The sequence below is a fragment of the Acinetobacter sp. YH12136 genome (assembly GCF_013418545.1).
Lineage (GTDB): Bacteria > Pseudomonadota > Gammaproteobacteria > Pseudomonadales > Moraxellaceae > Acinetobacter > Acinetobacter towneri.
In genome coordinates this window covers 1-25,142 of sequence record NZ_VPBV01000004.1, presented here as the reverse complement: position 1 = coordinate 25,142, position 25,142 = coordinate 1, and the positions used below count along the sequence as shown (strand labels likewise).

General features: G+C 41.1%; 30 protein-coding genes and 2 pseudogenes. 27 read left to right on the top strand and 5 right to left on the bottom strand.

Going from position 1 to position 25,142, the window contains the following annotated elements; all coding sequences use genetic code 11:
- Positions 1-52: 52 nt before the first annotated feature.
- From FTU71_RS02900 to FTU71_RS02865, 8 genes are all read left to right on the top strand, one after another.
- Positions 53-235 carry a hypothetical protein gene (locus FTU71_RS02900; RefSeq protein ID WP_005400108.1) on the top strand — a complete coding sequence of 61 codons (183 nt, stop codon included), beginning with the start codon at positions 53-55 and terminating at the stop codon, positions 233-235.
- Positions 232-537, top strand: coding sequence for a head-tail connector protein (locus FTU71_RS02895; protein WP_180111297.1), 306 nt, complete (start codon positions 232-234; stop codon positions 535-537). The genes FTU71_RS02900 and FTU71_RS02895 overlap by 4 nt, the downstream gene beginning before the upstream one ends.
- 1 nt (position 538) lies before the next feature.
- A complete protein-coding gene (locus FTU71_RS02890) occupies positions 539-868 on the top strand; it encodes a phage head closure protein (protein ID WP_180111295.1) in 330 nt (109 codons plus the stop codon).
- A 3-nt stretch (positions 869-871) separates the two neighbouring features.
- Positions 872-1,330 carry an HK97-gp10 family putative phage morphogenesis protein gene (locus FTU71_RS02885; protein WP_180111293.1) on the top strand — a complete coding sequence of 153 codons (459 nt, stop codon included), beginning with the start codon at positions 872-874 and terminating at the stop codon, positions 1,328-1,330.
- Positions 1,327-1,698, top strand: a complete 372-nt coding sequence (locus FTU71_RS02880) for a DUF3168 domain-containing protein (protein WP_180111291.1) — start codon at positions 1,327-1,329, stop codon at positions 1,696-1,698. Before FTU71_RS02885 ends, FTU71_RS02880 begins: the two co-directional genes overlap by 4 nt.
- 69 nt (positions 1,699-1,767) lie before the next feature.
- A complete protein-coding gene (locus FTU71_RS02875) occupies positions 1,768-2,250 on the top strand; it encodes a phage tail tube protein (protein WP_180111289.1) in 483 nt (160 codons plus the stop codon).
- The gene (locus tag FTU71_RS02870) at positions 2,247-2,579 is read left to right on the top strand and encodes a phage tail assembly chaperone family protein, TAC (RefSeq protein WP_179992015.1); all 333 of its coding nucleotides are present in this window, start codon (positions 2,247-2,249) and stop codon (positions 2,577-2,579) included. Before FTU71_RS02875 ends, FTU71_RS02870 begins: the two co-directional genes overlap by 4 nt.
- 77 nt (positions 2,580-2,656) lie before the next feature.
- Positions 2,657-2,887, top strand: a complete 231-nt coding sequence (locus FTU71_RS02865; RefSeq protein WP_180111286.1) for a hypothetical protein — start codon at positions 2,657-2,659, stop codon at positions 2,885-2,887.
- On the opposite strand, the gene FTU71_RS14580 is transcribed toward FTU71_RS02865, so the two are convergent.
- Entirely contained in the window at positions 2,884-3,180 is a 297-nt protein-coding gene (locus tag FTU71_RS14580) for an Arc family DNA-binding protein (protein WP_257222429.1), read from the bottom strand. The two genes, FTU71_RS02865 and FTU71_RS14580, sit on opposite strands and share 4 nt — an antisense overlap.
- Positions 3,181-3,298: 118 nt before the next feature.
- Between FTU71_RS14580 and FTU71_RS02855 the strand changes: the two genes are divergently transcribed.
- The 13 genes from FTU71_RS02855 to FTU71_RS02795 all read left to right on the top strand — a co-directional run bounded on the left by FTU71_RS02855 (position 3,299) and on the right by FTU71_RS02795 (position 16,430).
- Positions 3,299-3,457 carry an Arc family DNA-binding protein gene (locus FTU71_RS02855; RefSeq protein WP_005103718.1) on the top strand — a complete coding sequence of 53 codons (159 nt, stop codon included), beginning with the start codon at positions 3,299-3,301 and terminating at the stop codon, positions 3,455-3,457.
- Positions 3,454-3,825 carry a hypothetical protein gene (locus FTU71_RS02850; protein WP_257222428.1) on the top strand — a complete coding sequence of 124 codons (372 nt, stop codon included), beginning with the start codon at positions 3,454-3,456 and terminating at the stop codon, positions 3,823-3,825. The genes FTU71_RS02855 and FTU71_RS02850 overlap by 4 nt, the downstream gene beginning before the upstream one ends.
- Positions 3,822-4,358, top strand: coding sequence for an antA/AntB antirepressor family protein (locus tag FTU71_RS02845; protein ID WP_180111284.1), 537 nt, complete (start codon positions 3,822-3,824; stop codon positions 4,356-4,358). The genes FTU71_RS02850 and FTU71_RS02845 overlap by 4 nt, the downstream gene beginning before the upstream one ends.
- A gap of 77 nt (positions 4,359-4,435) precedes the next feature.
- The gene (locus FTU71_RS02840) at positions 4,436-4,837 is read left to right on the top strand and encodes a J517_1871 family lipoprotein (RefSeq protein ID WP_180111283.1); all 402 of its coding nucleotides are present in this window, start codon (positions 4,436-4,438) and stop codon (positions 4,835-4,837) included.
- Between the two features lie 61 nt (positions 4,838-4,898).
- Positions 4,899-7,862, top strand: a complete 2,964-nt coding sequence (locus tag FTU71_RS02835) for a transglycosylase SLT domain-containing protein (protein WP_180111281.1) — start codon at positions 4,899-4,901, stop codon at positions 7,860-7,862.
- Positions 7,862-8,341: a hypothetical protein gene (locus tag FTU71_RS02830; RefSeq protein WP_373684926.1), complete on the top strand. Its 480-nt coding sequence runs from the start codon at positions 7,862-7,864 to the stop codon at positions 8,339-8,341. The genes FTU71_RS02835 and FTU71_RS02830 overlap by 1 nt, the downstream gene beginning before the upstream one ends.
- Positions 8,338-8,862 (top strand): DUF1833 family protein, encoded by a 525-nt coding sequence (locus FTU71_RS02825; protein WP_180111278.1) that lies wholly within the window; start codon positions 8,338-8,340, stop codon positions 8,860-8,862. Before FTU71_RS02830 ends, FTU71_RS02825 begins: the two co-directional genes overlap by 4 nt.
- Positions 8,859-9,233, top strand: coding sequence for a hypothetical protein (locus tag FTU71_RS02820; RefSeq protein ID WP_180111276.1), 375 nt, complete (start codon positions 8,859-8,861; stop codon positions 9,231-9,233). The genes FTU71_RS02825 and FTU71_RS02820 overlap by 4 nt, the downstream gene beginning before the upstream one ends.
- Positions 9,208-12,084 (top strand): host specificity factor TipJ family phage tail protein, encoded by a 2,877-nt coding sequence (locus FTU71_RS02815; protein ID WP_180111274.1) that lies wholly within the window; start codon positions 9,208-9,210, stop codon positions 12,082-12,084. Before FTU71_RS02820 ends, FTU71_RS02815 begins: the two co-directional genes overlap by 26 nt.
- Positions 12,085-12,124: 40 nt before the next feature.
- The gene (locus FTU71_RS02810; RefSeq protein ID WP_180111272.1) at positions 12,125-14,842 is read left to right on the top strand and encodes a hypothetical protein; all 2,718 of its coding nucleotides are present in this window, start codon (positions 12,125-12,127) and stop codon (positions 14,840-14,842) included.
- Positions 14,843-14,971: 129 nt separating this feature from the next.
- On the top strand, positions 14,972-15,529 hold the full coding sequence (locus FTU71_RS02805; RefSeq protein WP_180111440.1) for a hypothetical protein: 558 nt from the start codon (positions 14,972-14,974) through the stop codon (positions 15,527-15,529).
- A gap of 65 nt (positions 15,530-15,594) precedes the next feature.
- Entirely contained in the window at positions 15,595-16,170 is a 576-nt protein-coding gene (locus FTU71_RS14685) for a M15 family metallopeptidase (RefSeq protein WP_180111270.1), read from the top strand.
- On the top strand, positions 16,170-16,430 hold the full coding sequence (locus FTU71_RS02795) for a hypothetical protein (RefSeq protein ID WP_180111268.1): 261 nt from the start codon (positions 16,170-16,172) through the stop codon (positions 16,428-16,430). Before FTU71_RS14685 ends, FTU71_RS02795 begins: the two co-directional genes overlap by 1 nt.
- 104 nt (positions 16,431-16,534) lie before the next feature.
- Here FTU71_RS02795 and FTU71_RS02790 read toward each other — a convergent pair whose 3' ends face one another.
- Entirely contained in the window at positions 16,535-17,521 is a 987-nt protein-coding gene (locus FTU71_RS02790; protein ID WP_180111267.1) for a site-specific integrase, read from the bottom strand.
- Positions 17,522-17,871: 350 nt separating this feature from the next.
- Here FTU71_RS02790 and FTU71_RS02785 point away from each other — a divergent pair, with 350 nt between their 5' ends.
- Both FTU71_RS02785 and FTU71_RS02780 read left to right on the top strand, forming a co-directional pair.
- Positions 17,872-18,069 (top strand): hypothetical protein, encoded by a 198-nt coding sequence (locus tag FTU71_RS02785; RefSeq protein WP_004972905.1) that lies wholly within the window; start codon positions 17,872-17,874, stop codon positions 18,067-18,069.
- Positions 18,070-18,601: 532 nt separating this feature from the next.
- Entirely contained in the window at positions 18,602-18,820 is a 219-nt protein-coding gene (locus FTU71_RS02780; RefSeq protein ID WP_004972907.1) for a hypothetical protein, read from the top strand.
- Between the two features lie 114 nt (positions 18,821-18,934).
- Here FTU71_RS02780 and FTU71_RS02775 read toward each other — a convergent pair whose 3' ends face one another.
- The 3 genes from FTU71_RS02775 to FTU71_RS02765 all read right to left on the bottom strand — a co-directional run bounded on the left by FTU71_RS02775 (position 18,935) and on the right by FTU71_RS02765 (position 21,057).
- A complete protein-coding gene (locus FTU71_RS02775) occupies positions 18,935-19,303 on the bottom strand; it encodes a hypothetical protein (RefSeq protein ID WP_371971679.1) in 369 nt (122 codons plus the stop codon).
- A 229-nt stretch (positions 19,304-19,532) separates the two neighbouring features.
- Positions 19,533-20,249, bottom strand: coding sequence for a hypothetical protein (locus FTU71_RS02770; protein WP_180111265.1), 717 nt, complete (start codon positions 20,247-20,249; stop codon positions 19,533-19,535).
- 109 nt (positions 20,250-20,358) lie between these two features.
- Positions 20,359-21,057, bottom strand: a complete 699-nt coding sequence (locus FTU71_RS02765; RefSeq protein WP_179994499.1) for an exonuclease domain-containing protein — start codon at positions 21,055-21,057, stop codon at positions 20,359-20,361.
- 251 nt (positions 21,058-21,308) lie between these two features.
- Between FTU71_RS02765 and FTU71_RS02760 the strand changes: the two are divergent.
- The 4 genes and pseudogenes from FTU71_RS02760 to FTU71_RS02745 form a co-directional block, all read left to right on the top strand.
- Positions 21,309-22,571 (top strand): annotated as a pseudogene (locus tag FTU71_RS02760) (alpha/beta fold hydrolase).
- Positions 22,572-22,748: 177 nt separating this feature from the next.
- Entirely contained in the window at positions 22,749-24,002 is a 1,254-nt protein-coding gene (gene glyA / locus FTU71_RS02755; protein ID WP_178318923.1) for a serine hydroxymethyltransferase, read from the top strand.
- Between the two features lie 163 nt (positions 24,003-24,165).
- On the top strand, positions 24,166-24,570 hold the full coding sequence (rnk, locus tag FTU71_RS02750) for a nucleoside diphosphate kinase regulator (protein ID WP_004972920.1): 405 nt from the start codon (positions 24,166-24,168) through the stop codon (positions 24,568-24,570).
- 174 nt (positions 24,571-24,744) lie between these two features.
- A pseudogene (locus tag FTU71_RS02745) lies at positions 24,745-25,142 on the top strand (RNA-guided endonuclease TnpB family protein); the annotation flags it as partial.

The following is a 25,142-nucleotide window of genomic DNA, read 5'->3' as shown; positions in this document are numbered from 1 at the left end:
GTCAAATCTAATAAGGGCCAAAATGCTGGCCCTTATTTATTAGGAGATAGTCATGACTGAATACGATGTTAAGCGCGAGCACTATGGGGATAAGTATTACCAGACTGGTGATAAGCGCACAGCAAATCCAGCGGATGTGAAACACTTAGTTGATAAGGGTGTTTTAGTTGAATCCGTAGAAGAGCCAAAACCCAAAACAACCAAAACCACAGCAAAACAGGCCAAACCAGAATGATTGATCTCGCAAAAGCTAAGTTGCATTGTCGTGTGGATCATGATGATGAAGATACTTTGATACAGGCATATATCGATGCTGCCAATGAGCAAATCCAAGCACATTTAGACCGCAAAGTTATCGCAACCGAGGCTGAGCGAGTAAACGAAAATGATCTGGTTGATAACAGAGCCTTAGATGCTGCACGGCTTCTCTTTGTGGCACATCTTTATGCCAATCGGGAAGCCACCACTCAGGCAACAATTGAATTGCCTTTAGGGTACTGGTCGCTAATTCAGCCTTACCGGAATATGGGGGTGTGATATGTCCCAACGTGCAGGCGAACTATGCCACCGTGTTACGGTTCAGCATAAAACCACGACCTATGATGAATACAACTATGAAACCGAAGCTTGGACTGAATTTAAAAAGCTTTGGGGAAAGTTGGATTTCTTATCTGTCAAAGACTCCATTAATGCCAAAGCCGCAGGATCAGAAACGACAGCTCGATTAAAACTGCGCAAGCGTGATGATATCGATTCAAGCATGCGCATTTTATTTGATGGTCAGACTTTCCAGATCGTGTCACCACCTAAACCCGACAATGAAAACGGTCGAATTTATATGACACTGGAGTTGTCGCTAGTGGAGTAAGCCATGTCAGTAGAATTCAATATTGAAGGCTTGGATGAAGTTCAGGAAAAGCTTAAAAGACTTGGTAATCCTCGCTTGATGAAGAATGCTGCTCGGCGCTCTGCTCGTAAAGCTATGGCAATTGTACGTGATGCGGCTCGATCAGGCGCAAAAGCAATAGATGACCCACAAACAAGCGAAAAGATTTGGAAAAATATTGCCATTGCCGCAGGTAAAACACGAAACCCAAATGAAGTGGTGATGCGTGTCGGTGTGCGAGGTGGTGCGTCATTCTCAAATCCAAATCCACCTAAAACAAGTGGTGGGGATACGCGGCACTGGCGTTGGATAGAGTTCGGGGCTTCACATTTTCCACCAACGCCTTTTATGCGCCCAGCCTTACAAAACAACGTCCAAGCCGTAACAAATAGCTTTGCTGAAAACTTCAATAAAGAAATCGACAAGGAACTCGCAAAATTATGAATATTTTACCTGTAGTTCCGACACTAAAATTGGCTTCAGCAGTCACAGCATTGCTCGGCACTAATCCCTTGAGGGTATTTGAGGATATTGCACCACATAAAACGCCATATCCCTATGCGGTCTGGTCAGTAGTCACAGCAAACCCTGAAAACCATCTGGATTGTCCGGCTAACCTTGATCATGTGTCATTCCAGATTGTGGTTTACGACACCCAGCAGAAAAGAGCATCGGATATTCGAGAAGCAATTCGTAAGGCTTTAGAGCCACACTGTTATGTCACCAACATTCACCCAAACCATTTTGAGCGCATTGCTGATACCAATATTTTCGGACGCGGCTTTGATGCGAATTGGTTTTTGGATCGATAAACAAATTTATTTTTTACATAGCACCTAAACAGGTGCTTTTTTATGCCTAAAATTGAGGAGTAGCTACTCATGGCGAAGAAAGGTGTTTTATCTCAGGGTACGCAAGTATGGATTTTACATGGCGATACTCCAACACTAACAAAGATGGATTGTATTAAAGCTCTAGTGCTTGGCGATGACAGTACCACTGAAATCAATACAACTTGTCTAGAAGAAGAAACCACAGCAACTTCGGATTGGGGTTTGACCACACCAGGTGAGGGTTCAATTCAGATTGATACTGATCCTAAAAACGCAACTCACATGACCTTACTGCAGCTTGCGGCTGAGCGTGCAGAAGTGGGTATTTATGTGGGTTGGTCTGATGGTAATGTGCCACCGACCGTTAGTGGCAGTACCGTAACTCTGCCAACAGATCGAACATGGTCGTCTTTCCGTGCAATTCTGCGTAAAGGCTCACCAGTATTTGATGCTGACGCTCTAGTAAACCATACAGTGCCAATGAAGCGTCAAACTGAAGTGACTGATGAATTTAAGGTGGTGACTCCGTGAAGTTAAATGAAATCATTCAAGGCTCACTTGTAAGTGAAATCCATAACAAGACTGTTGAATTTAAGCATTTCGGCAAAAAAGAAACTGTCGAAATCTCTATTAAACAATTGCCTTATGCTGTGACAGAGCCACTATTTACTCGCTTGAATAAAGGGGAAGATGTGGTTGCTGAATGGATTTCTGCTGCTTTGGTTGATGAAAGCGGCAAGGCTTATTTAACCAAAAAACAAGTTGCTGCAAACTTTACTCAATCACTAGCTTCAGCAATTTTCAATGCGATTCTTGGTATTGAAAAAGCGCCTCTAGATGAAGAGGGAAAGTCAGACTAACACTGGATGATGAATTCTGGTGTGAACTGGTTTTGAATGGGGTTGGTGGCCGCACGATTACTGAAGCCAAGTTAAATATGACTAATGCTGAGGTTTCACAATGGGCTGCATTTAGAAATAAACGCGGCTCACTCTTCACAGGGCGTAGGATTGAGCAAAGCTTTGGCGGATGGATGGCGCATTACACTCGATTTAAAGTTAAAGAGGGCAGTGATGTTGATCCGCATGACTTTATGCCGCATGAAGAAGCGCCTGAATTGAATTTTGAAGAAGAGCGGATGTTAGCCATCAAGAAGAAATCAGCTTAGGTTGGTTTCTTTTCATCCTCACAATCAATGTCATTAATAGCCTTATCCATAGCTTCATCTATAACTTCGATTTGAACGCCTTCTTTATGTAGATTAGCCATTACATTGAAGAGCATTTTTTGCACGGTTTTTTCATAGTCTGCAATGCTTCCAGTGTCACGTTTAAAGCTTTCTTCAAGCCGAGATACGAGTTCAGATGTGATTGAACGGTTATTGGCGGAAGCTGCCTTTTCTATATCCTCTTTTAGCTTCGAAGGTATTCTGAAGTTTACTTGTGAATATTCTTGAGCCATAGCAGTTCAGTAAGGTGTGAAATTATTTTAATGATATATAGCAAAACGCTTTACTTCAATAAAGTATTTTGCTATAAATTAAAACGCTATAAAGCAAAACACTTTAAAAGGAGTGAAAATGACACGACATGACAAGCAGTTAAATGTCCGAATGGCTCATGAAAATATAGATGGGCTGAAAAAGGCAGCAGCAGAAAACCGTCGTTCTTTGACAGCACAGTTGAATACTATTGTTGAAGAATGGCTTAAACAAAACCAAAAGAGTGCGAAAGCATGAAATTAACAGGCACAAAAAAACCTTGCCATCCGCCAAGATTAAACAAGGTTATTTGCGCTAACAAAGGAATATTAACTATGTCCAATATAACCCATTTTTCCAAAGGTAAGCAAGTTCAGATCAGTGAACACCAATTATTGCGCTTACTTGAGTCAATTCGTACAGCAAAATTTAGATTTGCTGAGTTGCAAGCCTTGGCGGGTGTAATTGCCGAAAAGTCTAGCAAGCACTCAACAGCCGAAACCCTAGCACGTTTAGCATCTGGAATTGCAAACGACTCACAAGATGAATGCTTGGAGGAATTTGAATTCTTTAAAGAGTTTTCACCACAACTGGCGTCACTTTTTGCAGAGGAGTGTGCAGCATGAATGCAATTGTTCAAACCGAAAACCTTGTTCCTGTAATTGAGCATGAGATTGATGGAGAGTTGCAGCCATGTGTGGATGCTCGCACTTTGCATGGCTGGCTTAAAAATGGAGATCGTTTTGCCACTTGGATTAAAAGCCGAATCAAAACTTATGGTTTTGAAGAAAATATCGACTATGTTTTGATTTCGGTAAATTCCGAAATCAAAAAAGGGCGAGGTGGAAACCGAAGAAGCGTGGATTATTTTCTTACTCTTGATATGGCAAAAGAGCTTTCCATGGTTGAAAGCAATGATCAGGGTAAAATGGCTAGACGTTATTTTATCAATTGCGAGAAGACGCTTCGCCAGACCGCATTTGGTTTAATAAATCAGTTCAACAAAGCTGCTCTGGAGCTTGATAAATTTACTGAAATTGCATCCAACGCTGGACGAACATTAAGTCTGGTCGGAAAACAATACAAGCCACAGGCACTAGAGAGGCTAGAAGAGCTTAAAAGTAAGATTCAACCAATGTTGCCACTGGAAGACAGATAATAAGATAACCTCCTTCGGGAGGTTTCTTTTTGCTCGGTAAATTAGTATCTTGTGAGTACTTATAAGAGGGTATTCATATGAAAAAAGTACTATTTGCAGCGCTTGCATGTTTGGGTTTAGTTGGGTGCGTCAGCCCTACCAGTGATATGCTAAAAAATAACTTCACCACCATTTTACCTAATGATAATTCATTAAATGGATATTGGTCTGGCAACAATGGACCTTATCTGGTGACATTTAAATTCAATGGTGATGGAACCGGATTGATGTGCTCAAGTTATGGTGATTCGAATACCCTAGAAAAGCTTAAAATTGCTGATGGTGTGATGTATATGCAGAATGGATTAAAGCAAACCATTACGAAAAGCACCAGTAATGAACTTACACTGAAAGTTAATTATTTGGGCTCTGCTACTTTTAACTATAGACCTGATCCAAGATTAACCAATGCTTCACCTTATTGTGAAAAAAATCTATAGAAATATTTTAATGATTCTAGAGCGTCCGAAAGGGCGCTTTTTTATTGCCTGAGGAAAAGTTATGGCGGCAGCATCCCTTGGTCGGTTGACCCTAGATTTAGCAGTAAAACTTTCGTCATTTGAGCAAGGAATGACGCAAGCAGAGCGCAAAACCAAAGACACTACAGAGAAAATGGGTAAGGCTTTTGGTGGGTTTAAGTCCCAAGTTGCTGATGCTTTGGGTGGCACCCAGATCGGTTCAATTGTTGATTCGTTTAGCGCCAAAATTGGCTCACTAAAAGGCGGGGCGGTGGTCGCGGGCGCAGCCTTTGCAGGCATGGCTGTTGGCGGTATTGCGGTTGCATTTGGTGCTTTATCAAAATTAGCAATCGAGACTGCTAAGGCAGATGCGCAACTTTTAGTCTTGGCAAACCGAGCCAATACCAGTGCTGAAAACTTTCAGATTCTTCAGCACGCTGCATCTGGTTTGGGTGTAACGCAAGACCAACTTGGAAGCATCCTTGCTGATGTTCAGGAAAAGTTAGGTGAATTTAGTGCGACCAAGGGCGGTGGTGCTGCTGATTTCTTTGATGCATTAAAAAACAATACCAAAATGACTGATGACCAGATCAAGGCATTTGGTAAAACGCTACAAGGTAAGGATGGTGTGCAAGCCATTCAGATGCTGAATGATAAAATGGACGAGCTTGGTGTTACATCACAAGAACGTCGGTTTGTATTTGAAAGCTTGGCTTCAGACCTCGGCAACCTAGCCCCGCTATTTGCAGCAAATGGCGACCTTTTGAATAAGTACGGTGATGCGCTAAAAGAAGCTGGCGTAATCAAGTCAAAAGAAGCGCTGGAGCAGTCAAAACTACTGGCCGCACAGACTGAATCGGTGCGGATGCGCTTTGATGGGTTGAAAGGCCAGCTGGCAACTCAGATGATGCCAGCCTTAAACAGCCTTGTGAGTCATTTTATTGACAGCGCAACCAAGGGCGGTCAGTTTGGTGGGATTATTCAATCTGTTGGTGTAATTGCAAAAGGTGTTGGTGTTGTCATTATCGGGGTGGCAGCATCTATTGAGGTGATGATTAAAGTTATTGCTGGATTTATTGATCAGGCAAAAAATGTCGCAAAAACTGCAATGAATGTCTGGAATGCGGATGGTGTGGTCAACAAGGCAAAGGCTACATGGAGCGGATTGCAAGATGCTGGAACGATTGCGGTTGACACCTTTGTTAGTGGCGCAAGCGCGATTCAAAGCGCAATGGATGGTGTGGGCGGTATTCTTGATTCAGCAACCGCAAAAACAGACAAATTAACGGAAGCCAACCTTGCAATTGCAGAAGCAACAAAGCAATCCGCAACTGGACTAAAAACCAATACCAAAGAGGCTGATGAAAACGCCAAAGCCAAGGAGAAGGCTGCTAAAGCCACTGAAAAGCTGAACAATCAGCTTCAGGTGAACGCGCGAGTTCAAGCGAATGCAGCCAAATATAATTTTGCTGGAATTGAGGACCAATACCAGTTACCAAAAGGTCTTTTGTCAGCAATCAACATGCAGGAAAGTCGTGGTAATGCAAACGCCATAGGCCCCATGACCAAATACGGTCAGGCAAAAGGCGGATTCCAGTTCCTTGATGGAACTGCAAAGCGCTTTGGCCTTATTGGTAATGCTGTTTTTGATACAGGAAAATCAGCAGAAGCAGCAGCAAAATACTTCCAGTTCTTATATCAAAAATTTGGAAGTTGGGAAAAAGCAATTTCAGCCTATCATGCAGGTGAGGGTAATGTTGAGCGTGGCACTGGCTTAGGTCCAATCAATCGAGAATATGTAAAAAATGTTCTTAGTTATATGGATGCAGCCTTAAAAGGTGTAGGCACTACAGCAAGTGATGCTATTCAATATGTGGATGCGGTTTACAAGTCTCAGCAATCAATTGTTCTGAAATACTTGAATGAACAGGAGAGGATGGAACTTGAACATGCCGTTTCTATCCAAGAAATCAAAGACGCTTTTGCTGAAAATGATCCTAGCCGTGAGAAGTATTTAAAACTTCAGCAGCTCGCATATCAAAAGGATGTCGAGGAGTTTAAGAAAGCTCAGGATGCAAAAAAGCAAGCCGCATTCAGCGCAATAAACAATTCGATCAGCGATATGGTGGGTATTGGTGTAAATGCTAGAGCAAAAGCATCTCTAAGTTCCAGCCAGTATGACCAATGGAGCATTAATAACAACCAGCAAGATGGTTATTCACAGCTTGCTGATAGTCTTTATTCTGCTCGTGCAGCTATTGAAGATGATGAGTTTTTAAGTGAAACAGAAAAATATGCTCGACTCAATGATGCGTATAAAACCTATCTGGACGCTAAAAAAGCTCTAACGGAAGAGTATGCAAGCCAAGAGTGGGAGTTAGAGTTTCAGCAATACAACAACAAAATGAACTTGTATGGTGACATGCTATCTCAAGTCAGTTCGATTTGGGGCAACATGACCCAAATGGTCAAAGATAGTCAGGGTGAGCAGTCTGGCGCATTTAAGGCGATGTTTCTAGTCCAGCAAGCCATGGCCGCAGCTCAAGCAATTATTTACGCCAATGTTGCATCTGCGGCAGCATTAGCTCCGCCTCCTATCGGCTTGGGACCTGTTGCAGGTGTGCCACTCTCATCACTGATTAAAGTTAATGGATATATGAGTGCGGGTATTATTGCCGGTCAAACCATTGCAGGCATGGCCCACGACGGTATCGACAATATTCCGAAAGAAGGCACATGGCTTTTGGATAAAGGTGAACGTGTTGTTGATAGTCGGACGAATAGTGATTTGAAGGACTTCATTGCTAATCAAAACAGCAATGGCCCTCAAATTAATATCAATGTCCCACCAGGCTACACAGCTGAACAAAGTCGAGGCGCTGATGGTGCGGTGACGATTGATATTGTTGAGAAGCAAATTAAGCGGTCTTGGGGGAACCTAAGCAATCCTAACTCGTATGAATCTAAGCAGGTCCAGCGCAACACCACAGCGGGAGTTAAACGATAGTGAACAGTTTTGCATTATGCCCGTTACAAGCCGGGTATTCCTTTTCACCTGGCAACAACATGTTAGAGCAGCAACTTCTTGGCGGGTTCGCCCGTCAACGAAGAATGTTTGTAAATAACGTGCATGTGGTGAATGTGTCTGTACTACTTAAAACCAAAACTCATGCACAGTATTTCTGGGCATTTTGGCGATTGCATACGCTCAATCCAAAGCCATTTTTATGGCGACTGATTACAGATTCAGACGAAGCGCAAGACCACACCTGTCAGTTCGTCGCTGATTCTCTGTCAGTCGGTGAGCGTAGCGGTGTGACTTATTCAGTATCTTTTCAGGTGCGATGCAAGCCATTGAACAATGGTGATTTAGCATTTGATGAGAGCATTGTTGCGATTTGGGAGTCTGGCAGTCCGCTTGAGATGCTGAATTTGCTTGAGGAGTTAGTGAACGAAAGTTTACCAGATGCTTTGGGGGTTTTATGATTACAGTCGATGACATTAAAGACTTTCATCTGGATAGTGTAGCCAGCGTGGTTTTACTGGAAACACTAGAAATCAGTCATTCACTCTGGCCCAATCCGATTCGCCTTGTGACCAATCACCCAGATGGTGTGTCTGTCACACTAGAAAACGGCCAGTCAGCCACGTTTGAATTTATCCCGGTGATGATTCAGCGCGGCAATACTTCTGATGACCTAGATCAATCTCTGAAAATCACAGTGGGCGATTTGGGTGAAGTAGTGCCACCGTTGATTAAGCTGATTGAAGATGCATCGAGTGACGAAAAGCCACAGGTAATTTATCGCTCGTTTGCTTTTGATGCTGCATCAATGGTTTTAACCAAGCCAACACCGATTGAGTTGATTCGCGGTCTGCATGTGGCACAAATGAATCAAGATCACCAAGCCACCACCTTTGAAGCAGCAACGTCTGGGAAAAACAGTGTCAAGACAGGTCGGACCTATAACTTTAAGGACTACCCAGATTTGAGAGGGTTGATATGAAAAGTATTGATGCTTTGCTTGATCGGCAATATAACCCTAAAGAATACCATTGTGTTCACTTTCTGATTGAAGCAGCACAGTATCTCTTTGAAAAAGATTATTCGCCCAGCTTTATAGGTCTAACAGGTGATTTAAAGCAAAGCATCCAAACTTCGCGTGACACCACAATCAAAAACAAAAGGATCGAGAGACCTAAAGATGGCTGCATTGTCTTGATGACAAATCTTTTAAATAGCTCCCATGTGGGGCTTTTTTATTGTGGTCGGGTTTTACACCTATCTGAAATTGGTGTGCATTTTCAGGAACTTCGGTCTTTAGACCGTGCTTATTCAAGGTTTAGATTTTATGAAGCTTCGTATTTATCCCAATGAGCTTGATCCGACTGAATATAGTGAAAAAGAGTATGATTGCCTACTTAAAGACTGGCTAAATATTCGGGAAGAATACCCAGAAGCTCGACTTTATAAAGACAGCATTTGTGCCCAAAACGATGTAACGCCAAAAACCAAAGAAGAAGCGCTTCAGTTGCTGCATGCGGATGGTGATTATTTTGTGCTTTGTCATGCGGGGGAGCCTCTTACCATTTTCTTGGTCGTGGTGACCGTACTGTCCGCAGCACTGGCAATTTACACATACATGAACATGCCTGAAATTCCTGATCAGCAGGCATCAGGTTCAGGCAACAATAGTTTAGCTTCACGCCAGAACAAGCACCGCACCAGTGAGCGCGCTCCCGATATTTACGGGAATGTAAAATCCATCCCCGACCTGATTGCACCTCTGTACCGCTACTACGCAGACAATGTTCAAGTAGAAGAAGCATTACTTTCGATTGGCACTGGATACTTTGAGATTGATCCAGATCAAATTAAAGAAGGTGAAACCCCAATCAATACGATTGAGGGGGCGAGTTTAAGTGTTTATGAGCCAAATACACTAACCACTGGTACTGCACAGATTCAGATTGGCGAAGCATTTACTGATCCGCCAATTGTAGCCAAGCAGGTGAGTTCGGTTGATGGCAAACAGAAGTTGATTTCGCCAAACTCGGCAATGCTAACTTATAAAAACACAAGCTTCTCTGACAATAAAATCACTGTTTCAAGTGACGTTCAGCGTTTTGAAAATGACATCAGTTACAACTTTTTTGGACCAATTAGATGGACTGTGACACCACGACCAGTTTACGCCAATTTCAGTGACCACTTTGTCAGTGGTGAGCAAATCATTATTGAAAATGCGATCTATGGCTCAGCACCGAATATCAATATCTCTGGAACAACTGATGTTGATGCTACCGGCGTACTCACTATTGCTTCAGCGACAAATATTATTGATCCTGAGAAATATAAAAAGATTCGCATATCTTCGCTCACAGTTGATGATTTGGTTGAAGGCCAACTTAGTTTGGCTGGCGAATACTCTGTTTCTAACATTGTGAAAACAGGCTCAACTGGCGCATGGTTTTATGAAGTTACGCTTGATTCAGGCTATCAAGAAGTTAATATCAACTTTAGCCGAATGTCAGCGGACGGCACTGGTATTTTATCTGCTGTTTTAACTGACCATGATGAGAATATCGACCTAAGCGGCACATATACCATCTCGTCGGTTTCTACAAATGAAATCACACTAGTCAGTCCATCTTCGGTAAATCCTGATTGGCTGCTTTTGCCAACCTTAACAGCGCAACAAATCGCAGATATGTTTGGGCGAGGCGTGACTTTTAAGGGCACGGATGAAAACTATGTCGGCTGGTACTACGCTGGAAATAAAGACACAGAAGGCATGTTGCTGAACTTCCTGGCAGCCAACGGTATTTATCAGGGAGATCAAGCCAAGCAGGTGGCGGTTGAGGTTCAATATCAGCAAGTTGTTGATGGTGTGCCGACTGGTGAAATCTACTCATCTGGCGTGGTGATGCAGGGCAAGGCCAACAACCGTGATCAGGTGGGTGCAACCGTACGTGAGACATTGCCGTTTACCGGTCAATTCCGTTTCCGTGCCAAGCGTATTAACGATAATGGCAGCAGCGCAAATCTGATTGATGATGTAGTGTTTGAAAGTGCTTATAGTTTCTATGAAACGAAAAAGTTGGCTTATGAGCATGACACCACGATCAGGTTAAAACGCCTTGCCATTGGATCAGGGACTAATGCATCAGAACTTAATCTGCCAGTAACCCGAAAGCTTTATTCATATCGTGATGGTATCCAGTCAACCGAGCGCATCCCGACCAGTAACTTTGCAGACATCATTATCAACATGGCCCTCGATCCATTCATTGGCCGTTTTGGTATATCTGAAATTGATGTTCAGTCGTTGTATGAACTATCAGATGAAATAGAAGCTTATTTCGGTACACAAAAAGCATGTGAGTTTAATTACACTTTCGACAACAAGAACAGCAGTTATCAAGAGATGGCCTTTGCTGTTGCCGAAGCGGTTTTCTGTACCGCACGCCGGGAAAATGGAAAACACTTTTTCACCTTTGAGAAAGAAACACCAAACTCTTTGATTTTGTTCAACCACCGAAATATTAAGCCGGAAAGCCTAACCAAAACCAATCTGTTTGGGGCGCCAGATGAATATGAAGGTATTGAATTTAAGTGGCGTGATGCAGCTGATGATTATGCTGAAGCAGTGATTAAGCTGCCACACGATGGCTTAGCTAATTACAAAACTATTGAAAGTAATGGTGTGACTAATGCAATTCAGGCGCATTTTTTAGCACATCGAGCTTGGAACAAGATGCAGTTCAATCGTAAAACCATTGAATTTACTGCATACGGTGAAGCTGATCTGGTGACGCGCAATGACCGCATTGCTATCGTTGATGATGTTTTTAAGATGCTCGGCAGCGGTGAGGTTGAGGCACAAAACAATACAGTCTTAACTTTAGATAATGATGTCAATCTTAAGGAAGGTGAAAGTTATGTAATTCACCTTCAGTTAAAGGACGGATCAGTTGATGTTATTAATATTGTTAATCAACTTGATAAAAATCAGGTGCGGTTGGCGCGAATACCGCTCATGCCGCTAGTTATAGACAAAGTGGTGAATGCCACCTATAGCATCACCAAAGCAAGCAGTCGGGAAAGCGAAGCCTATTTGATTCAGGAAAAATCACCAAGCGGAACTTTTGAAACCGGAATAACCGCAATCAAATACGATAGACGCTACTACAGCAACGACAAAGATCATATAAACAATTTGATTTAACAGCCACCTTCGGGTGGTTTTTTTAATGCCGGAGAGAAACATGGCTGATCAACCAGTTACGAGAGAAAAGTTAATTAATGCCGATATTGATGTGGATAATCTTGGCAAGGCGGTTAATGAGCTGGGTGTTGTTAATCCGCGTTATGGCAATTCATATAAAACAATCCCTCAGATTGCGCGTGAATATGATAAAAATAGCGGCACAAAAGGCTTTAACACGCTTGCAGAGTTTGAAGCAGTTAAAGCAACTATTCCAGCGCACACCGTTATTAATATTGGCGAAGCGGGTCCGAATCAGGGGCAGAATTTTTGGAACGGTACAACCCTAACCAAGAGTGCTTATGATCCGCTAGCTCAGGCGAAAGCTTACACAGATACATATGCACGTTCACAGGCATACGATAACACGCGCCATTTGGATACATACGACAAAGAGGGTCGTGTAAGTGTTCGTTTTAATGCTGATGCAACCCTTGCAAAAGGATTTCCGCTTGAAGCTGTAGATCGATTAGCTATTATTGATATTTATAGAAATGGTGAGGACAGTACGGTTGTTCAAAAAATCACTATTGTTGATCGACTTATTTTGGTTAGACGTAAATTCGAGGGGGTATGGTCTGATTGGGAAATACCAGCAATAACGCGTGGTTACGATAACACGCGCCATTTAGATGATTACACTAGAGATGGGCGTTTTACGCTAAGATTTTATTCCGATGCAACCATTGCAAAAGGATTTCCACAAGAGGCTATAGGGCAGACAGGCTATCTAGAAGTGACGCGAAATGGTAATGATGCTGCGGTCTACCAACAATTATCATTAGCTTCAGGGTTGATTTTAACCCGCAACACTGCTTCAGGTGTTTGGTCATCGTGGGACACTCCCAAAACCAATCGCTTCCTACCATCGTCCACAAACATAAAAACATTAGCCCTAAGTTTGCAGCGTAGTGTAATTTTATCCATGACTTCTAACGGTGGAACGATTGCAAACGGTTATCCGTATGAGGGCGCTCAAGGAACTATCGAGGTTTTTGCAAATGACGACTGGTCTGCAAAAACAATTCGCTTTACATCAGTAAACCGCCAGACATGGATTTGCACTTATCGAGATAACACTGGCACAGGTACATGGTCAGAATGGGTGCGTTTAGATTATAACGATGGTGGAATTTTTGGGGTTTTAGATAAAGCAAAAACAACACTGTTTGACTTTAATGATATTTCTTCCGTTGACTCTACTACGTTAAATGCCCCTATAAAAATCGCATATTCCGCGAGTAATTTAACTCAAGTTCAGCCATACGCAGGATTTTCATCGCCTACAGCAGTTTTATCAACAGTAGGTGGCGGTGCTGCTCTAACCTCTATCGCATCAACAGCGTTGTCGTGTCGGTACAAAACAACTGCTAATTTGCTTACTGGCGTAAATCAGACGTTGGCTATTGCTTTTTATCATGATGATAATTCAGCGATTCATAGTATTTTTTCTCAGACATCAGCAGGACAAACTGGGCGACTACAGATTGCAGCAAACTGTTATTTCAATGGGTCTGCGCTCACTTACGAGAAAGACTCATTGTGTGTTTTCTTAGGTGGTGTGACCGACGGTTTGGGGTTTAATGGCTCTGTTAAGAAAGGTCAATTATTAAAAGGATGGAATACTCTTATTCTGCAAATTGGTGACGGTTCAAAAGCCTCTAAGTTTCTAGCGAACGGTAAACTAGTAGATACATTCACGTCTACGATCTATAACGGTGAATCCGTTATTTTCCCAGAATTAGTTTCAAGTACAAAATCGCTAGTTAAAATAGGTCGTATAGTTGCTCATAAGGATATTCTGTCTGATAACGCAATAGATCAGCTACACCAGTGGTTAGTTAGGCCGTACAAAGCACCTGATAAATATCTAATTTCTCCTTACGAATTATCAAGAAAACCTGTTAAGCATACAGCAATTAGCGGAATCACATTAGCTTCGAGTCTTGCTGTAGGTTGTATGATAGCCTCTGATGATGGTTCATATATGAGTCGAGATGTGCTCTATGCGTTCAATCCAGATATGCAACTTCAGATCTACTCCACCACTAAGATTATGACTTTTATGGTCTTAATGGATATGCAGCCAAGTTTGAATGAAGTTCTAACTAGAACTGAGTTCGATCCTGCAATAGGGTCAGGTGCAAACCTTGATGTGGGGGATCAGATTTATCTGCGAGATGCTTTATATAACTTGATGCTTCCATCCTCAAACGTAAGTGCTCGGATGATTGCTCGTACATTTGGACACAAGTTACTCATTAAAGATGGTGTGGTTGGCGGTACAGACACTCAGGCTGTAGCTCGATGGGTAACTCAAATGAACTTAAAAGCTGCTGAAATTGGGATGACGGATACATTGTATGCTACCCCAGATGGAAACGGGGCTGACAAATCAACTGTTATCGACCTACTCAAAAAAGGCAACTACGCACTCAAGTATTCATTCTTAAATAAAGTGTGGAACACAAAGAGATACACATTAGACGTTTTTGGGTCAAATCCTAGAGCTATCGTAGTGACTAACTCTAATACGCTTCTTGAGAATGATTACACAATTGGCGGTAAAACTGGCTCAGCTACTTTGACTAACTTGGTTGCTGTTCATCAGCTGCCAGACTTGCAGAAGTTGGTGACAGTAGTGCTGCACTCTGCAAATACTGTTGATCGCAATGCGGATACTATGTCAATGGTGAATGTAGCTTTGGCTAGATATTAATAAAATAGATTAGTTTTAAAAACCCATCGAAAGGGGTTTTTATTGCGCGTAAATAACACCCAACAAACCACCACCAACCCTGATCTCATTAAAGATCGGGGTTTTTATTACCAAAATTTAGGGGGCGCAATGTCGAATGACTACACAACTGATCCACCGATAGCAACAGCAGGGCAGCTCATTGTTATCTCAGACAAGATCAACGACATATCCAAAAACATGGATAAGCTCGCTGAAATGCCCCAAAAGCTCGACCGTATGAACATGCAGCTGGAGCAGCTCAATAAGGAGCATCAACAGACACGAAATGACTTAACTCAGACTCGTGACAATCTTCAAGAAGATTTAGACCAAGCAAAGTCAAACTTCAAAAGTGAGATTAAGCAGCTCAGAAATGAAGTTGATCCAAAGTTTAAGGAAGTGGATTCACAGATCAGGGTGCTGCATGAGAGTAAAACCAAGATTGACAGTATTACCAACCTTGTGCGCTTTGGTGGCATTTTCTTAGCTGGCCTATTTGTAGTCGCTTGGAATACTCAGACGAGCAAAACAGACACGGTAAACACTCAAACCATGGCCAACAGACAATCCATCCAAGTTCTTGAAAAGCAGTCCGATCAGCTTTTAAGAACGGTTGAAGAAATCCGCAACAAACTATATGAGCGAAATACGAGAGAGGAAAAATGAAATTAATCCAAGAAAGTGCACTTCAGTACTTATCCGTAAAGCTCCCGCTATTGGGGGCTTTTTTAATGCTTGTGCTAATTCCTGCATTGCAGTGGGCTTTGGATTTTCAAGTGATTCCACAACAACATCATGCCTTGGTTGTCGGGATTATCATTCCAGCACTAGCATGGATTGGTAAAAAGATTGCACAGCCTGAATTACATCAATCTACAAGTTCAGCGCAGATCCAAGCCTTTGCAAGTGTGCTACCAACTCAGAAGAAAAACTTCGTACTTGGATCAAGGTCATTAACAAATCTACAGGGCGTTCATCCTGATTTGGTGAAAGTGGTCAAACGAGCCATTCAAATCTCTGAATGCGATTTCACTGTAATCGAAGGTATGCGCACCGCAGCAAGACAAGCCAAACTTGTAAAACAGGGTGCAAGTCAAACCAAAAATTCACGGCATTTAACAGGCCACGCAGTTGACTTGGGCGCATGGGTAAATGGCACAGTGACATGGGACTGGAAATACTACTACCAGATCGAAAAAGCCATGAAGCAGGCAGCCAAAGAACTCAACATTCCGATTGAATGGGGTGGTGACTGGAAAACCTTTAAAGATGGCCCACACTTTCAATTACCATGGGGATATAAATAATGACCACATTAACTATTACCGGTGCGCTTTCTAATTTTGTTGACACTGTAGATGTTGGGCGTGAAATTTATCAAACCGCCACAAATGCTATGGATGCAGCCGAGAAAGAGCGTGAATCTGGTGCCGACAAGAAAGCATGGGTACTGGCGTTCGTAAAATCATTTATCACTGATCTTGGTCAGAATTGGGAACGATGGGCGAGAGTCATAATTACCTTTATTGACTTTGCGAAGTCGGTATTTAATAGTAAGCGTTATTAAGAATGAAGCCCTCAAGTGAGGGCTTTGGTGCAAACCCTACGCAACAAGGCGTGTTTGGGCTTGCTGTTTTAGAATACATTAAATTATTAAAATGTGGATAAATACTAATCCAAACGGTTTGCAATCTCGCTTGCAGTAGCATTGTAGTAAACCATCAAGCTGCGTAAATCCTTGTGACCAATCATTCTAGCCAAGTCTAAAACTTCAAGCTTTCTAGCAAGTCTGGTGCATGCCTCATGCCTTGAATCATGGAAATGCAAATCTTCAATTTCACACTTATCCCGCAACTTTCGCCAAAGCGTATCGAAACTGGCATCTTTCACAGTAAATACATTATGGCTATCTATTCCCCTCATCAATTCAAGTAGTTCAACAGCACGCTTTGACAGGGGCACATGTCGTTTGGTTCCATTCTTTGTTTCATTCAAAGTCACATATCTATTCTTTAAATAAACCCGATCCCAAGTTAGTCCGCGTATCTCACCAGCGCGCATTGCTGTTTCAAGCGCAAGCAAAAAGGCAATTATAATTTGCTGAGTAAAGTTCTCGGGTGTCTGATTGTTGAAGTCAGCCGCAAGGCAAAGCCGATCAATTTCATCCTCTATGATTCGTCTGTCACGGTGTGCGGGCGGTGGAGGCATCTTTAAGTCACTCATAGGTGACTCATATACCCATTTCCATTCTGTGCGTGCTACTGTAAACAAAGCTGACAGTATATTCCCCTCACGCCTAACCGATGCAGGCTTGACTGTTTTTAGCCTAGTATCACGCCACACCACAAAGTCATCTGTAGATATTTTGGCAATGTGCTTCTTACATAGTTTAGGAAAGTTTTTCTGAAATGCCTTGAATCGTTTAATTTCAGAATCACAACCTTTGTGCTTTGGGCACACTTCTGCAATGTATCTTTCAATTGCACAATTTAATGTATAATCAGGTAGCTTTCCGCGTGATAACTCTCTTAATTCAGTTTCACGTTTAGATGCCCATGCGCGAGCCTGAGTCTTAGTGTCGAATGTCGCACTTTCCCGAGTACCATTCACACTAATCTCAGCTCGCCAAGCATCACCCCTTTGTCTAAAGGTGGCCATAATTTTTCCTTTAAAATGTTGTGGCGTAAATTTGGCGTAATCAATATAGAATGAATAATAGGGAATAATAAGGAAACATTAAACTATTGAATTGATTGGATAGACTTAAAGTTATAAAAACAAAGGAAAAATAAGAAAAAATATGGAATAGTAAGGAAACCGTAAATTTTGGAAAGTGCCCGCTGAGCGCACCAAATTAGTATATAAGCATTGAACTGTAATATAAAAAATAGTTGAAAAGTATATAAAAAATTAAGATAAACATTCGATCTTATTTGCCATAGCCTGATCACGTTTTTCAGCATATAAAACTCACATATTTTAAAACTGAAAAATCTGAGGGCAGCCTCGTGGGCTATATCGTTAAACTCATTCCAGAAAACTTATATTTTGTTCCGCATGATAATGAAATTGGTACCACGGAATTTCGCAGTAAAGCCGTCGCAGAAGGTTTGTTCTACGATTATGCTGAAGCAACAGCAATGGTAAAGCTATACAATAAAGATATGCTGCAAGATGTTGATTATGAAATTGAGTTAATTGAATAATCGTCGACTTCTTATTATTTGAAAGTATCGCCAAGTTATGCAGAAGCTAATCGCAAAGCTGGAGCTTTTAACCGCATAAAATTATGCCGTAACTGAAAATTAAATCAATTGAAATTTTGCTGTGTGAATGTGTTGAAATGTAGTGGGCTATTGCAGCAAAAAATAAGTTTCACTATATTAAAACTACAGTAGGTCATTCAATGTAATAGACGCTACGATGCAGTTGGACGGATCAATGACAGCTCGTTGAGTTTGTAACTCTTGTTCAAACAATAAAATCAGCACTAGCCTTCCAACATAAAAAAACTCGCAGCAATGCGAGTTTTTTCTGTGCTAGAATGAAAAACAAGCAAATTTACTGTGGTTTTGTAAGTTGTAAATAAAATTTTAAAAAATATGTGTTTGAATTTATTAGATAATTTAAATTTAGTTTAAAAAAATACTACATTGTCAAACAATCTAACAACTCACTTTTTTAAAAAATTTATAAGCTATGGTATAAAAAATTTCCGTCAAGAAAAAGGGAACAACAATGACGCAAATCATCGATATTAAAGTTAAAGACCAGTTTAGCCATATTTACGAAGCAAAAGCATTGCTACGTAATATCCCAGAAACTTCATTGGCAGCGGGTTTGGCACTATTTCACAAAATTGAACACATTATTGTGGAAGGTGAAGTGATTTTACCAAGCATCGAACTTTTGTTTGAAAGCCGCGAGTCTGATAGTATTTTCCGTGTGTTGGAGTAAATATTTGTGAGACTACTTTATTTTTAGAAAAGCTCATTTCGATGAGCTTTTTTGTGCGCAGGATTTTTAAAGCACACGTAAATAAAGTGCTCATTAAGTGTAAAACATATCGCTTTAAACCGTCTGATCTTCTACAAGTTGGATATTTACATCGTATTTATCAAACTCTTGAATAATTTTTTGAATGACCGCTTGCCCAATGTCATCATCGGGTTGAAAACTCAACTCTTGATTGGTTTGACTATCAAAACATTCAATTTGCAAGATTTGCCAGAGCTGGGCATCTGTACTTTGTTGAATCACTATGCGTCGCGGTTGTAAATGTGCTGAAATTTGACGCGGCAACACATTGGTAATCGCTAACTGTATTTGGCTTTCCTGATCTTTTGGGCTTAAAAAGGTAATCACCCAATTGCCAACTTTACTGAGTTGCATTGGATTGTCATAAGCATCAAACGCTAAAAAAAATGCATGATTCATCATGACCCTGTGCCTCAACAATTCTGGAAAATACTATATCGCTGATTTTTATGAGTCGGGGCTATGCCGCTAAAGTCTTAGCTTTTATAGGGATAATGAATCTAAGGTTTAGATGTGGATTTATATGTGTTTTTAAAGTGTTGAAAAGTAATAAAAATAAATTAATCCATATATCCCTGAGCATGGTTTTAATTGTTAAAAAGACTTAAAACTAAGTAAAAAAATCTAAGCTTTAAGTCGGATTAAGCTTTTGTAGGGAGTGATTGATTTGCTGCAAAATCTGATTGAGTGCTTTCGGTGGTAAACGAGTTTCTTGCAAAGAGGTAATCCATTGCATTTGGCAGAGTTTTAAGCTGCGAATATCCTGAGCTTGTAAAATTCGCTGAATCAGTTGTTTTGCCATTAATCCACAATGACGCTGCAAAGTATCCATCATGAGAAATTTTACATCTTCAAAACTCAAAGCGGTAATTTCAGGCTGTATTTCTGCTTGGGGTTCAGGTTGTTCAGCGGGCTGTTCTGTATTGATGGCAGCTGCAACACGTGCTTCTAAATATGCAGGAACTGAATTTACTTGAAGATGTTGGGTGTGGATTGGTTCTGCCAAACTTTCAGCATGCGCTTGCGGGGTGCTGCTTGCAAGTTGGCTATGAATTTCTGTGTGTAAAGTGGTAGATGATGCCTCTTGCCCTTGTTGCAGCAGAATGTTAGCCGTTTGCTCTTGGTGTTGCAAAGTGTCTTGCTCAAGCGCAGCAGGGGCAATCAGGTGCATATCTAATAGCTGTTCAATCAATTCAGGTGGTGCAAGACGTTGCTTGAACTGATCTCCGAGTAAATCAAAATCTTCAGTACCAATCAGTACCAATAAACGACGTTGACGTGCATTTAAATCACGTGTGCGCTGTTGTAATGCATCTAGACCGAGTTGAGTTTTTTGATAATTAAACATGAGCCTTAATTTATTTCCCCAATAAATTAAGGCAAAGCATAGACTTTGAAAATTACAATAATATGAATAATTTATGACAGGTAAATGCAATAGGATTCACTTGAAACATTTATAAAGTCAAAATGCTGGTATTTTCGAGCGCCTTGCGTAAGTAAGGATCTAAATCTTCTTGTCTTAATAACCATTGCACATAATCGGCAGGAAGGTCGGCAATTGCCGTACCACGATGTTTACCAAAATTGATAATTTGTGGAATACGTGCTTCTTCTGAGGCGATATAGAGTTCTTCAATACTTTGAATTTGTAGTTGATGAACTTCATGCATCAAAATATTGGCCGTTAAAATAATATCCATATCGGCACGATGCGCTTTTTTAATCATATCACGCGCTTTTTCGCTGCCTTTGGTAATCATATAAATTAAAGCTGAAATATTGTGTGCTTCAGCATTCGGCCATACACGACGTGCAAGTGCTAAAGTGCAAATGGCTTTAATTTTAGAAGTATCCACACCACATTTTTCTAAAGCGCGAATATCGTAATCAATATTATGCCCAATAATATAGGTGGTTTCGGCAGGTAATTCGAAACTACTGTAATGCGGTTGATCAATTAAATCTGATTCTAAAATATGATGTACCGCCATCGCTGCGAATGAAATTGGCTCATCGACTTGATATAACTGATCGAAAATTTGACTTTTATCTAGACTGATTTTGCCATCTTGAATTTGAATGGGGGCGTAGGCAATCTCAATGGGTTGTCCATTTAAAGTATGGGTTTCAGTGTCGAGAATAATTGCCTGCATGTCCTGATTCGCTTGCGTCATTCAATAAAAATGCAATCTAACATTAGCCGCTGCGTATGACAAATTGAATTGAAATTTAATAGGCACTTGTATATGTGATCAATTTACTTATTTTTTCCGTAAGTGTTTAATTTTAAATAAAATAAACTTGCATATTAATTGTTGAAATCTTGCCTGATACGATAAAAAAGCGTACAAATAAAGATTGCGAAGGATGCAATTAATAAGAATATGAAGACAAGGGTAAGCAAATGAAAAAAATATGGTTAAGCGTGGCTTTGGCCAGCAGCAGTTTGTTTTTAACCGCCTGTAATGATGATCATGACGATACGAGTGTTGTGGTTGTTGAGGATGGTATTCCGAAATATAATTTTAGTGCCCCAGTCGTGAAAACAGAGCTTTATCGGGATCAGGGTGAAAATGCGAATAATCTTTTAAATGCAGTGAGTTCATCTAAAACATTGATGACATATAAAATGTTAGGGGTAAATGGACAGGAAACTCAAGCAACTGCACTTGTTTTTACCCCTCAAACAGTTAAACCTACGGGCGGATGGCCACTTGTAGTTTGGGCACATGGCACAACAGGCGTGGCAGATGCGTGTGCACCAAGTCGTCAAGGTTTAAATGGAAATGAGTACTTCATTGCTAAACTATTGGCAGCAGGTTATGCCGTTGTTGCACCCGACTACGAAGGTTTAGGCGAACCGAGTGGTAAAGAATTACATCCATTCTTGAATTTAAAAAGTGCAGCTTATTCGATTACAGATGCTGTTGTCGCTGCAAGCAAGCTTTTGGGTAATACTGCAGAAACGCGATGGAGTGTAGTTGGACATTCACAGGGTGGACATGCGGCTTTAGGTGCAGCACAGTATGCATCGCGGGCGCAGTTAAATTATAAGGGTGCCATAGCTATCGCACCTGCATCAAATTTAGCGTTGGTATTGGCGGGTGGTGAACAAAAAGCGGCTCAAGAGCCAGATGTAATAAAGAAAGCACAGACACTTGTGCCACTAGATACGTTTACTGCTCTAATTGCTGCGGGGCTAAGAAATACTGCTCCAACCTTGCAATATTCTGAAATATTTGTGTGACCAACAGATCAACTTGCTGCTCAGGCAGAGTCTATCTGTTATGAGGCATTAGGTGAGAGTATGGCTCAGTCAATGCTAACGCATGTAAAGACGTATGGAACATTGGATGGTTATCCACGTACTCAACCAAATTTCATGACGACCATCCCTGAAGTTAAAGATTTCTTAACCAATGATTCACAGCCATTAAAAGTGAAAATCAGTACGCCTATATTTATTTATCAAGGAACGGCTGACCCAACTGTACCGAAACAAGTCACGGATTACTTGGTTCAGTCAGCTCAAGGGATGGGAACTAAAATTCATTACGTCACTGATCAGGATTTACCTGTAGAGCAAAAATGGAACCATGGTACTGTGTATGTGAATAATATGGATGAGATTGTCAAAGATGTTCAATCACTAAAGCCTATTCAATAAGTTGTTGAATTACGATAAAGATTGATTTGACCTAAAATAGCTCGTGTTTTATCTGAAACATGAGCTATTTTTATGTAAAACTGAGCAAAGTTCATTCTCTCAGTTCACAAACTTTATGCTACAATACGCGCCAATCTTAGCACGGCTTAAAAGCCCTAAATTAATAGGACCTCGCTAATGTTTGCCAATATTTCTATTGCCGAATTTGATCCAGAATTAGCTCAAGCGATCACCAATGAAGATGCGCGCCAAGAAGCTCATATTGAGTTAATTGCTTCTGAAAACTACTGCTCACCTGCAGTAATGGAAGCTCAAGGTTCAAAACTTACCAATAAATATGCAGAAGGCTACCCAGGCAAACGCTACTACGGCGGTTGCGAATACGTAGATATTATTGAACAATTGGCGATTGACCGTGCTAAAGAACTCTTTGGTGCAGATTATGCTAACGTTCAACCACACGCTGGTTCACAAGCAAACTCTGCAGTTTACTTAGCTTTACTTAACCCAGGCGACACTGTGTTAGGTATGAGCTTGGCACATGGTGGTCACTTGACTCATGGTGCAAAAGTAAGCTTCTCAGGTAAAACATATAACGCTATCCAATATGGTTTAAACCCAGAAACTGGCGAAATTGATTACGAAGAAGTTGAGCGTTTAGCGCTTGAACACAAACCACGCATGATTGTTGCGGGTTTCTCTGCGTATAGCCAAATTGTAGATTGGCAGCGTTTCCGCGACATCGCAGACAAAATTGGTGCTTATTTATTTGTAGATATGGCACACGTAGCAGGTCTAGTGGCTGCAGGTGTTTATCCAAACCCTGTGCAAATTGCTGACGTAACGACTACGACAACTCACAAAACATTGCGTGGCCCACGTTCTGGTCTAATCCTTGCGAAAGCAAACGAAGAGATCGAGAAAAAATTACAATCTGCTGTGTTCCCTGGTAACCAAGGTGGTCCATTAGTACACGCAGTTGCAGCAAAAGCAATTTGCTTTAAAGAAGCAATGGCGCCTGAATACAAAGCGTATCAACAACAAGTTGTTAAAAATGCGCAAGCGATGGCTGAAGTTCTTATTGAACGTGGTTATGATGTAGTATCTGGTGGTACGAAAAACCACTTGTTCTTGCTTTCTTTAATCAAGCAAGATATTACAGGTAAAGATGCAGATGCATGGTTAGGTGCTGCGCACATTACTGTAAACAAAAACTCTGTACCAAACGATCCACGTTCTCCATTTGTAACTTCTGGTATCCGTATCGGTACTCCAGCGGTAACTACACGTGGTTTTGGTGAAGCAGAAGTACGTGATCTTGCAGGTTGGATTGCAGACATTCTTGACAGCAAAGGTGACGAAGCTGTAATTAATACTGTAAAAGCAAAAGTTGAAGCTGTTTGCGCGAAATTCCCAGTTTACGCAAAATAAGCACAGCCTTGAGAAAAGCCCCTCAAGGGGGCTTTTTTTATGGATGTAAAAAATTGATTTTTCGTTCAATAAGCTGAATTTCTGTTATAACTTAAGCGTATTGAATATGATTGTAGGCAAGCTGATGATGACAGTATTGTCGGAATGACAGGAATAAAAGTAAATGATTAGACCAAAGATTATTATTTCAGAACAAGATTTGCACCGTTTGGAAACGATGCTTGAGCATCAACCTAAATTGACGCCAACGATGCAACATCTAGAAGATGAATTGGCACGTGCTGAAGTGGTTGCGCCACAAGATGTACCGAATAATGTGGTGAGCATGAATGCCCGCGCATTGATTACCATTGCACCTGCAAAAGAACCGACTGAAATTACCTTGGTTTATCCGCATGACTTTAAAGGTGAGAAAGGGCAGGTGAATGTGGTTGCACCTGTCGGGACTGCCATTTTAGGTTTAGCTGAAGGTCAGGAAATTGAATGGCCACAGCCCGATGGTCATATGATGAAAGTCAAAATTGAGAAGATTTTGTATCAGCCAGAGCGTGAAGGCGATTATTTATAATCTGTTTATCATCCTGCGTTAGGAACATTGAAAGCCATGTTGATCATGGCTTTTTTATCAAATGGAGCGTAAAACTCTGTCCTTCAGGTCAGAGATATAAGCGACACGACATGAAGTGTCGTTTGATTTAACTAAGGACTATTTTCCTTGAGTTTTGATTGTTAATATAAGTACATGAAAACCCTTAAATTACGTATAAAAGACAAACATTGCAAGGTGTTAGACCAACTAGCATCAGAAGTGAACTTCGTCTGGAATTATGTCAATGATTTAGGGTTTAGGCATTTGAAGCGGAAAGGTGAATTTCTCTCTGCTTTTGATATTGCCAAATATACGAAAGGCACATCCAAAGAATGTAATTTACATAGTCAAACCATTCAGGCTGTAACTGAAGAATTAGTCACCCGAAGAAAGCAATTTAAAAAGGCAAAGCTGAAATGGCGTGTCAGCAATAAAAAATCAGCAAGGCGCTCTTTGGGATGGGTTCCCTTTAAAAAGGTGGCTATCAAATATGCCACTGGATATGTCCAGTATGGAAAACACCAATTTAAGCTTTGGGATAGCTACGGTTT